Source organism: Microcoleus sp. S13_C3 (assembly GCF_036700905.1).
GTDB lineage: Bacteria > Cyanobacteriota > Cyanobacteriia > Cyanobacteriales > Microcoleaceae > Microcoleus.
The window spans coordinates 1-10878 of sequence record NZ_JAUBPT010000218.1 but is presented as its reverse complement, the minus strand read 5'-3'; the positions used below and the strand labels follow the sequence as shown (position 1 = coordinate 10878).

At 47.1% G+C, this 10878-nt stretch carries 8 protein-coding genes; 5 read left to right on the top strand and 3 right to left on the bottom strand.

Annotated elements, in window-relative coordinates; genetic code table 11:
* On the top strand, window positions 1-196 hold a 196-nt coding region (locus QUA16_RS33600; protein ID WP_333108757.1), incomplete at its 5' end, for a hypothetical protein.
* A 356-nt stretch (window positions 197-552) separates the two neighbouring features.
* On the opposite strand, the gene QUA16_RS33595 is transcribed toward QUA16_RS33600, so the two are convergent.
* Together QUA16_RS33595 and QUA16_RS33590 are read right to left on the bottom strand one after the other, a co-directional pair.
* Window positions 553-1176, bottom strand: a complete 624-nt coding sequence (locus QUA16_RS33595; protein ID WP_333108759.1) for a GNAT family N-acetyltransferase — start codon at window positions 1174-1176, stop codon at window positions 553-555.
* A gap of 321 nt (window positions 1177-1497) precedes the next feature.
* Window positions 1498-1740, bottom strand: a complete 243-nt coding sequence (locus tag QUA16_RS33590) for a hypothetical protein (RefSeq protein WP_333108760.1) — start codon at window positions 1738-1740, stop codon at window positions 1498-1500.
* A 1298-nt stretch (window positions 1741-3038) separates the two neighbouring features.
* On the opposite strand from QUA16_RS33590, the gene QUA16_RS33585 reads away from it, so the two are divergent.
* Complete coding sequence (locus QUA16_RS33585) at window positions 3039-6563, top strand: response regulator (RefSeq protein WP_333108761.1); 3525 nt, start codon at window positions 3039-3041, stop codon at window positions 6561-6563.
* A gap of 539 nt (window positions 6564-7102) precedes the next feature.
* Window positions 7103-7549, top strand: coding sequence for a hypothetical protein (locus QUA16_RS33580; protein WP_333108763.1), 447 nt, complete (start codon window positions 7103-7105; stop codon window positions 7547-7549).
* Between the two features lie 239 nt (window positions 7550-7788).
* Here the strand turns inward: QUA16_RS33580 and pheS are convergent, their stop codons facing one another.
* Window positions 7789-8793, bottom strand: a complete 1005-nt coding sequence (pheS, locus tag QUA16_RS33575) for a phenylalanine--tRNA ligase subunit alpha (protein ID WP_333108765.1) — start codon at window positions 8791-8793, stop codon at window positions 7789-7791.
* Between the two features lie 391 nt (window positions 8794-9184).
* Between pheS and surE the strand changes: the two genes are divergently transcribed.
* Together surE and QUA16_RS33565 are read left to right on the top strand one after the other, a co-directional pair.
* A complete protein-coding gene (gene surE, locus QUA16_RS33570) occupies window positions 9185-9991 on the top strand; it encodes a 5'/3'-nucleotidase SurE (protein ID WP_333108767.1) in 807 nt (268 codons plus the stop codon).
* A 127-nt stretch (window positions 9992-10118) separates the two neighbouring features.
* On the top strand, window positions 10119-10517 hold the full coding sequence (locus QUA16_RS33565) for a hypothetical protein (protein WP_333108768.1): 399 nt from the start codon (window positions 10119-10121) through the stop codon (window positions 10515-10517).
* Window positions 10518-10878: the final 361 nt, after the last annotated feature.

Sequence of the window (10878 nt, the reverse complement as noted above, 5' to 3'; positions counted from 1 at the left end):
TTTAGCAGGCATTAACTTTTTCTCAATATCATTATGTTATATTATACCAATATGCGTTTTAAATGCACAACAGCTTAGCATCGGGATTATTCATAAATCTCTTATTATCGGCGTGAATCTGCGTCAATCCCTTGTCATCTGCGGTTCGAGATTAAAAAAAAAAAACCGCAGATGTGGGCAGATAAACACAGATTAACGCAGATTAATTCGATTAATTCCTGTTGCAGCGTCCGTGATTATTGACGGGATTTTACGCCCGACGAGGCTACCGCATTTGATATAATATCATGTCCGGTCGATTACGCCTAATACGGTAGGGGCTCCCCTCACGAAAAATATCTGCCAATAATTGACAATCTCAAAAACCCGCCCTTTTAATCGCTCGATCAAACTAATTTTAGTGGGTTGTGCGATCGGGCTTAAGAGCAAACTAAAATTCATCAATAATTCCCCATTCCCATTCCATTGATTCACAATAGAAGGAAAGAAGAGCTATTTTTTCCTTTTTCTTGGCGAATCCCCAATTCCCCACGATCAATTCAAATACTTAGCTTAGGATAGCGAAATCTGCTTGCGTAAAAACAGCCGGCGCGGCTGGCAGAACAGCCAACCAGTCCAATTCCAATCCGCCTGTTGCAAGCGATAGCCGGCTTGATAGTACAACTGTCGCGCCGCGTGATTATTTTCCAGAACGTGGAGGTAAATCTCAGAAAATCCCCATTCTCTGGCTGTCTCCTCGCAGTTGCTGAGCAATTGTTGAGCAACCCCTTGCCGCCGGTACTCCGGGTGAACGGCTAAATTCGACAAATAAGGATAGTCAGAATTAGGGATTTGCCAAGGAAAGCGAGAACGTAGGGCCATTTCTACTGTTCCTGTTAAGCGCTGATCTCGGTGCGATCGATAATTCTGCGTTCCCTCCTCGCGCGAGACTAGCTCAGCAACCAGACAAATGTAATGTTCTGCCTTAGAACGCAGCCGATTTTTTAAATCTTCGTAAATGCCCAAACGCAACACTGGATACACCCATTCTACAAACCCCTCGCGGGAGTGAAAGCTCATGGCTAAAATATCAGCTAGCTGCGTTAAGTCGTTGGGCGCAGCCACCCGGATCGAAAAACCAGAAAGTCCAGGAGTTTGTTGTTGGTGAGATGGTGAGGAAAAAAATGAAGGATTCACAATGCCAGGCCACTATATGATTTTTTTTACGCGGGTTTCTAAGCTACCCTCTTAGAAAATTCACTGATGTTATACTGATCTTATAACGTAACTTATAGGCATAGTTTATTAGCCAGATTAAATTACATTTTTTGCTGCTTGACTTTAAGTAGTATTTGAGGTAAAGGGAAAATTTTTAGCAGTTAATACTCTAGTTATGAAAAAATAAAACTCATCCCCTAATACTAGATTGGTGGATAAGCTATTTGGCCTTTAAATTGAAGCTTGATCCCTGGCTTTCGGCCGACATCACAAGAGTTTAAGTAAACAGTAGCTTACAAATTAAATGCGCGACAGCTTAGCGGGCAAGGTATTAAAAACAATTACAAAGGTTTTAACGTCAGGTTCCCGGAATCCTACCGCTCTCTGCTTAGGGAAATACCCGATCGAATATAATTTATCCGTCAAGCGGTAGTTGAAAAACTCAACGACTGACCATACTAACACCGGGCACGATCGCGCGTCGGATGTTCCCCGTCGCCCCCGGCCTGGCAACCCAGCTTTCAGCAGTTCTGGGCTATCCATCGCCCGTCCCCCATCGAACCGGCCTTACCTGTTGAGCTAGGGGGTAATTTTCCAACCTCCAATTTAAATTTGGATGCCTGGAAACTGTCTGCAGAGGTTTTCCCCGTCGGTTCGATACTCTGCTGCGCGCGAGACCTTCAAAACCTCGATCGAGCTGATTCACCCTGCCCAAAAACCGATACCAGCCACCGACACTCGTCGGGGACAGATCTAAATTTTAGACCCTAGTTCAAGCTCCCCGATTCATCTGTGGAGTAAATCTAAAATCTAAAATCTAAAATCTAAAATCGACCGATCGGTTTCCACAGAGTACATCCCTAGCTAAGATTAACAGATGGATGCTCGATCTTGCGGTGTTTCGCCGCAGTAATTGGCTTGGGCGTTGGTCTGCAGGAGGCACAAAAAATGCCGAGATCGGGAAAAAAGTGCCAGTCTAACTAAAATGGTACAGCAATTGCGTCACTCCCACAGAGACCTCTGTGGTCTGTGGGCCACCCCCGAATATCAGTCAGGGGCTCGGCGCCGGATGGTGGTCGCTATCCTTGGCTGACTGTTAAAGTTGCTGTTACTTGTGGGAAAAAAACACAGGGGAAGATGTTGGTTGTCTATTGTATCTTGCTGCGGGCAGCTTTCACATACCAAATAAAATATTCCCAGGAGCCAGGAGCAAACATAAATTTGGCCAATCAACTCACAATCAGGACGGTTATTCCTATGTATTCGGAGATATCCAAACGGCAGTTAAAATGGGAGCATCTCATATTTGTAAAAATACTTCTTCTGGCTCCTTCCTTCTTCCTCTTCCCTCCTGCCTCCTGCCTCTTCCCTCCTGCCTCAAAACTCCAATTTCTAGCTGGGCTGCTTTCATTGAGATGCTCCCGTTAAAATGGCCAGATGTGTGTTTGCTCTCCTGCTGCATAAAGGTAAGGGGTGAAAGAAAATTATCTATCGGGAGATGAGTTTATGTGAATATCATTAAATAATAAAATTGGGGTGCACGACAGAAGAACTGTGGCTCAGAAGAATTCCGAATTGAAAACCCAGACATCAAAAATCAAGGTTGATGCTTGCCTCTGCCTACTCACAACAACTTCATATCCACGAATTATTGTGATACCATTTTCCCAAAATAATGGCACTCTCGGCAAACTCCTAACCCTTATGTCATCAGTCATTCGCAATCGAAAATCGAAAATCGAAAATCGAAAATGGTATGACTTCAGCAATTTAAATCGGCGAATTCTTCCTTTTATCAGACTTATTAAATCGAACAGCCCCGGGGCACAGGAGAACGGTGCATGAATTCCCAAGAAAATCCTAAGCTAAAAATTCTGATCGTCGATGACGAACCGGATAACCTCGACTTGCTTTACCGCACCTTTCATCGAGACTACAAAGTGCTCAGAGCCGAATCTGGCCCCGCTGCTCTCGAAATTTTGGCAAAAGAGGGAGAAGTAGCAGTGATTATCTCCGACCAGCGAATGCCAAAAATGAGCGGTACGGAGTTTCTCAGCTTGACGGCGGCTCAGTACCCCGATGTGATCCGAATTATTTTAACTGGCTATACGGATGTTGAAGATTTAGTTGAAGCTATTAACGCTGGCAAAGTATTCAAATACGTTACCAAGCCTTGGGATGCTCAAGAGCTGATAAATCTTGTCAGTCAAGCTGTTGAGACTCACAATCTTCTGAAAACGCGCACCAATGAACTGCGCCGTGCTTTGAGCCAAGAATCGCTGCTTTATGCCGTTACCAATACTATCCGATCGGCTCCCAATTACCAGCAAATGCTGCAAAGAATTGTGGAAACTGTCGGGCAGATGTTTGAGGTGAGTTGCTGTCTGCTGCGGCCGTTCCAAGACGGCCGGGTGGCCGATGAGTGGTTCGTTTACCAGAAGGCAGAAACTAAAGGGTTGGGGGGCGATGAGGAACCGATGCCAGGTGATGCTTCTGCGGCCGAACTCTCCCCGGATTTGCTGCCGGATTTGGTTTGGGAAACTCGGGATGTGGAGGTGATTCAAGATGCCCAAACTGACGATCGAGTTTTAAACTGGGATAATCACCAACGACAGCAGGCTTACGAAGCTGCGAATATTCGATCGAGCTTGATCGTACCGCTATTTTACAAAATCGAACTGATGGCTGTCTTGGCGCTGCACCAGTTTGATCGACGGCGCCAGTGGCAAGACCACGAGGTACAGTTGGTAATTACCGTGGCAGACCAAGCGGCTTTGGCGCTTTCTCAAGCCCGGGCTTACGAACAGGTGCGGGCGCTGGCCAAGCGCGAGGCCTTAGTCAATACTATTACTACGGCAATTCGATCGAGTCTCGATCCCCAAAATATTTTTGCAGCCATTACTCAACAACTCGGCCAAGCTTTGCAAGTTGACGGCTGCGCCCTATCTCTGTGGACAGAAGATGATGAATACGTCCAATGCGTGGGGCTATACGACACAGATAGGGATACCGTGGCTGTAGAACAGGGTTTTATTGACAATCCAGAGCTAGTTGCGAACCCTCTGGGCTACGACACGGCTTCTGGTGATGCTGCTGAGAACACTCGCGCCTGGGTTTTTGCCCATCCTTCTTTGCCACAGTCTTTGGTGCCGATTCGGGGCAATCCGCTGTTGTTGCAAGTTATGGTATCAAAAGAGCCGGTGGCGATCGAAGATCTCGACGAACACCCCGAGTTAAATGTTACAGAACTGCAAGTGCGATCGCCAGCCCGCGCCCTGTTAGTCGTTCCCTTACTCTCAGAAGGCAAAATCATCGGCAGCATTTCCCTGCGCCAAAATCACAGCATCCGCCGCTGGAACATCTCAGACATTGACCTGGCTCAAATAGTCGCAACTCAAGCTGCTCTGGCCGTGCAGCAGTCGCGCCTCTACCAGACTACCAGACAGCAGGCAGAACGGCTTCTGGAAGCCGATCGGCTCAAAACCGAATTTTTCCAAAATATCTCCCACGAGTTCCGCACGCCTCTAACTCTAACTATCGGCCCTCTAGAATCAGCGTGCAGACGCAAAGAAGACTTGCCCTACGAACAAGCCGTAATCGCTTTGCGTAATTCCCGCCGCCTCCTGCGCTTGGTAAATCAACTGCTGGACTTGCAGCGGCTTGATGCCGGACGGATGCAGCCGAGTTTCCGCCCCTGCGATTTAGTCGGTTTCTGTTACTCTACCGCAGAGTCGTTCCGCGCCTACTGCGAGAAAAAAGGACTGCACTTAATTACCCAACTGCAAGAATGTCCTTTACTTTATTTGGACTTGGAAAGATTTGACAAAGTGATTTACAACCTGCTGTCAAATGCTGTCAAATTCACCCCAGAAGGCGGAACTATCACCCTCAAAGTTGAATCGGCCGGCGCTCACTGCTTGTTGCAAGTAAAAGACACTGGTATCGGCATTCGCACCGAACAAATTCCCTATTTATTCGAGCGGTTTCACCAAGCCGAAGGTTCAGCTAGCCGTTCCTACGAAGGCAGCGGCTTAGGTTTGGCACTTGTCAAAGAATTAGTCGAACTCCACGGCGGTCAAATTTCAGTTGAGTCAGTTTACGGCGAAGGTACTACTTTTACCGTTTGGCTGCACTTTGGTTCGACTCACTTGCCCCCGGAACAGGTACTAGAAATACCTGCGGAGTTTCACTCATCCAAAGCTGCGGTGGAACTGGCAGATGTGGAGGCGGATTTGTCGGAAAATGAGGCAGAAAATCATAACTTTGAGGCGCTCGAACCTGTCAGATCAGAAACAGCAGTGGGAACGGTTTTGGTAGTTGACGACAATCCAGATTTGCGATTTTATGTCTCGGCCATTCTGCGAGATTCCGGCTTTGCAGTTTTGCTCGCCCGCAACGGAGAAGAAGGATTTGCCGTGGCTAAAAAACGTCGCCCTAATTTAATTATAACTGATTTGATGATGCCTTTGATTTCGGGATTGGATTTGATTCGGATGATTCGAGAGGATGAGGAATTGCAGGGAACTCCGGCAATTTTGCTGACTGCTAAAGCCGACGAAGATACTCGAATTGAAGGAGTAGAAAGGGGTGCTGATGCTTATTTGTCCAAGCCTTTTAATGATAGAGAATTGTTGGCGGAAGTGCGGAATTTGCTCGCCCTCAAACAAAACGAGCGCCGAGTGCAGCAGTTGAACAGTTATTTAACTGAGTCGGTGCTGCGCCGATTTTTGCCGCCGGCGATGGTGAAGGCCGCAGCGGCTGGAGATTTGGCCTTGGATTTGCGCCCGGAACCGCGATTGATTACTATTTTGTTTAGCGATATTGTCGGTTTTACTCAAATGGCAAATACGCTGCGCTCGCGCCGGGTAGCTGAGCTGTTGAATGAATATTTGGCGGCAATGACTAAGGCTATTTTTGACAGTGGCGGTACGGTGGACAAGTTTGTTGGAGATGCGGTAATGGCTTTCTTTGGCGCGCCGGAGGAACTAACGCCTAATGAGCAAGTACGCCGCGCTGTGGCTGCTGCTGACCAAATGCTGCGAGCTCTGAAGGAGCTTAACAAGGGCTGGTTGGAGCAGGGAATTGTTGGGGAAAATGGCGTCCCTCCGGTGCGGTTTCGCTGCGGAATTCACCAGGGTACTGCGGTGGTGGGGATGTTTGGCGGCCCCGATCGATCGGATTATACTGCGATCGGGCCGAGCGTGAATATTGCCGCCCGCTTGCAAGAGGTGACGGAACCAAACACGGTGCTAATTTCGGCGGCGGTGGCAGATTATGTTGAGGAAAATCGCATTGTTAAATATAAGCCTTTGAAACTAAAGGGAATTGATGAAACGGTATTGACTTTTTTACTAAATTGTGATTAGTCATTAGTTGTTTGTTAAGTATTATATGTTGATATCCCACACACAATCTCGGAAACAACCTATTCGTAAATACAGCCGATTTCAACTGAGTGAAGTACATTCACCCACCCGCATCAATGCTGTTTAATATCGATTCCGGTTGCACCGGAATCGATATCAATTGTTTAATCTTTAATCTAAAATTTACAATCGACTCACCAAAGTTCAAGATTCCAAATGGCGGCTGGGGAGTAAACTCTAAAATCTAACATCTAAAATCTAAAATCTAAAATTGACTGACTTTCCTTAATCAATTGTTTAATCTTTAACCTAACATTTACAATCAACTCACCAAAGTTCAAGATTCCAAATGGCGGTTGTGGAGTCAACTCTAAAATCTAAAATCTAAAATCTAAAATTGACTGACTTTCCTTGCGTCCATCTATCAAAAGAGGGACATTTTTTAACCGTTCGTTGGCGGATAACCTCTCTCTAGAGAACGGTTCAGTTGAGCGCTCTGATCGAGTAGAAATAGAATGTCATATCTCATTGTGTATTGTATGAAACTGAATTCTTTTACGAAACGGCTTTCGACTGTCGGGCGCTGGATGGCTACAACTGTGCTTTGCGTGTCAGCGATGGCCTTCGTTTGGTCTGGTGTGTTCTTCTCCAACACCGCAGCAATGGCCTCTCCTGCTGTAAACTTGATCGCAGCAGCAGATGCGGGCGATGCGGCTCAACAAAAAGCCAGCAAAGATGCTGGACGAACCAAGAACTTCATCCGAGATACAGAAGAGAAGGTTAAGGAAACTGCCAAGACAAATGCTGCTAAAGTCGATCGAGCATCGGAGGATGGTAGTGTAGTAGAGCGCAAAGCTAAGAAAGATGCGGCCACAATTGAGAAAAGAGCATCGGAAGATTCAGCTCGGACTCAGAAAGCAGTAGATAATACCAAGAATGCTGTAGAGAGCGCTGTTGACAGCATCAAGGGTGTTTTTAGCAAGTAGGAAATAAATAAGTAGGTAAGTGCAAAGTCCTTGTCTACTTAAGTAAGCGGGCATGAATAAACTGATGTGAGGGGGCGGGTTTTGACCTGAAAGAAGTCGGATAGCAAGAGTTACTTGCACTCACCCGCCCACCATATCTTATGGTTTTGTGGCTCTTGTCTGCTTACTTGAAACTGCAAAATTGATGTAGCTTAAGCAAAATCTCTAGAGGGTTTGTAGAACCGACCCCCAACCATGCTTTAAAATTGCCGCAAAAAGCGCAAGTCGCTAGCATAAACCCGGCGAATGTCGTCGATTTCATAAAGTACCATTGCGAACCGCTCGACACCAAAACCGGCCGCAAACCCAGTATACTTTTCTGGGTCTAAACCCACTCCTTTAAGAACGTTAGGATCGACAGTTCCGCAGCCCAAAACTTCCAGCCATTTGCCGTTCCACTGCAAATCAACTTCGGCCGAAGGTTCGGTAAACGGAAAGTAACTCGTGCGGAAACGAATCGGCAAATCTTGCCCGAACATTTGCCGCAAGAACTCTTTAATTGTGCCTTTCAAGTCAGTAAATGTCAGACCTTCATCAATTGCTAAAAGCTCAATTTGGTGGAAGACTGCGGCGTGAGTAGCATCGACAGTATCGCGGCGGTAAACGCGGCCGGGAGAGACAATCCGAATCGGCGGTTTGTGCTGTTCCATGTAGCGAATTTGCACTGATGATGTCTGAGTCCGCAGTAAGTCGCCCCCTGGTAGGTAAAATGTATCTTGCATATCCCGCGCCGGGTGGTCTGGCGGGGTGTTCAGCGCCTCGAAGTTGTAATAATCAGTTTCCATTTCCGGGCCGTTGGCGACGGTGTATCCGAGGCCGACAAAGATATCCAGAGCGCGGTCTATGACGGCGTTTAAGGGGTGAACGCGGCCTTGGGGGCGGCAAATCCCCGGCATGGTGACATCGATGGTTTCTGAGGCTAATTTGGCTTGGATTTGGGCTATTTGGAGGGCGGCGCGCTTGTCTTCTAAATCTGCTTGCAGGGCTTCTTTGACTGTATTGGCGATCGCACCTACTTTGGGCCGCTGGTCTGGCGACAGTTTGCCCATCATGCCTAAAATTTGAGAGAGTTGGCCTTTTTTGCCGAGGTAGCCGACGCGCAACTGTTCGAGTTGTTCGAGGGTATTGGCACTGGCGATCGCACTTTTGGACTCTTGACCGAGGGCTTCTAGTTGAGTTTCAATGTCGCTTAGCTGGACAGTCATTTTGATTTTAGATTTTAGATTTTAGATTTTAGATTGATGGCAGTTTTGAGCCAAGCTGAGTTTAGCGCAATTTTGGCTCTACAGCTTGTTGATTTTAGATTTTAGATTTTAGATTGATGGCAGTTTTGGGCCAAGTTGAGTTTAGCGCAATTTTGGCTCTACAGTCTGGTAGATTTTAGATTTTAGATTTTAGATTTTAGATTGATGGCAGTTTTGGGCCAAGTTGAGTTTAGCGCAATTTTGGCTCTACAGCCTTGTTGATTTTAGATTTTAGATTTTAGATTTTAGATTTTCGGCAGTTACGGATAATTTGTAATAAGTAATTCGATGTTAGAGCGATCGCCGTAGTTGAATCTAGTTTAAGATTGCTATAAGGCATATAAAAATTTCAATGAAACTTTTAATTAGCAACGACGACGGCATCTTTGCACAAGGCATCCGCAGCCTCGCCAACGCTCTCGCCGCCGCTGGCCACGATGTGAGTGTAGTTTGTCCCGACAGAGAGCGCTCCGCTACCGGCCACGGCCTTACCTTGCACCAACCCATCCGCGCCGAAATTGTCGAATCTATTTTTGAGCCCGGAGTCCAAGCTTGGGCCTGTTCGGGTACTCCCGCCGACTGCGTGAAACTTGCTTTGTGGGCTTTACTTGACAAACCGCCGGATTTTGTTCTTTCCGGTATCAACCACGGGCCTAATTTAGGCACGGATATCATCTGTTCGGGCACGGTTTCGGCAGCAATGGAAGGAATTATGGAAGGTATTCCCAGCATTGCTTTCAGCCTCGCGAGCTTTACTTCGCAGGAATTTGGGCCGGCGGTGGATTTCGCTGTCACCTTGCTGGCACAGTTGGAAAAACAGCCAATGGCCAAACCGATGCTGTTGAATGTCAACATACCGGCAGTCACACAAGCAGAAATTACCGGAGTTGCGATCGCCCGTCAAGGCATTCGCCGCTATTTCGACATATTTCAAAAGCGCACCGATCCGCGCGGCAAAACTTATTATTGGCTGGCTGGCGAATTGTTAGAAGATGTAGAAGAAATCGCCGATTCGGCGGTGCCTCATGATATTCCTACAGACGTACAAGCTATTCGCGACAACAGAATAACCGTAACTCCCTTGCAATATAATCTCACCTGTGCTCCCGACTTGCACTCGTTACGGGATTGGCAATTTGAAGGTTTTCCCAAGGATTGAGCTCCGATCGACCCGATTGGAGCGGTAAACTAGGAATTAAGGAAAAGTGCCTCTCAAGGTCTATACCTTAAGCGTTAACACAGGCTACCAATTACTTGTTAGTTTTTTTTACTCAAGAAAAACAGTTATGAACGCTCCCACCTATAACACTCATTCTGTCACTTGCCCGATCTGCAACCGTTCCAGCGTCGTAGGCCCAGTCGGGATGGTCAGTGGACTATTCACTTGCCCCCACTGCCATTCTCATATGGTAATTAGCTGGAGCGGTCATTTTGTGCGCGATCCTTTTAGTCTCAAACAACTGACGGTAGGAAAGATGCTCAGGCGCGAGAGCAGACCGTTAGCTCGCCTTCAGCGGGACTTTGGGCTGGGTAAGCCTTTTCCGCTGATTGCCATTTTGGGCAGTGTGGTCTTTTTCGGGTTTGCGCTCGCGGCTACGGAACAATCGCTACCCCGACAGAATTCACTTCAAGGATTTTTAGAGTGGGTGAGCGGAACTGGTAATTCCCAAGATGTCTCACGTTAACATTTCTTAAAAAAGATTGTGACAGATACTGCGTGCAAATATCTATTCCTTTAGGTAGAAATCACATTATTTTAGCCATTGCATCCATCTTGAGCTATGGGTAAGCACTTAGACGCCTTGCCCTTCATCCTGTGCCCAAAAACGTCAAAACCCCAGTCCGGCAGGGGTTAAAACCCCTGTAGGGAAAGCGCCGTGCCCGTAGGTGTCAACTTAACGTGCAACCGATAGTCCGACAGTCCGACAGGGGTTGAAACAAGAGCCTCAAAGCTAAAGTCGTCTGAAGACGACTAAGGAATGAGAATTAAATAACTTCCACTCTTGAAAGTGGGATGGGCGTCCCGCCCGTCCAAAAAGGACGGGC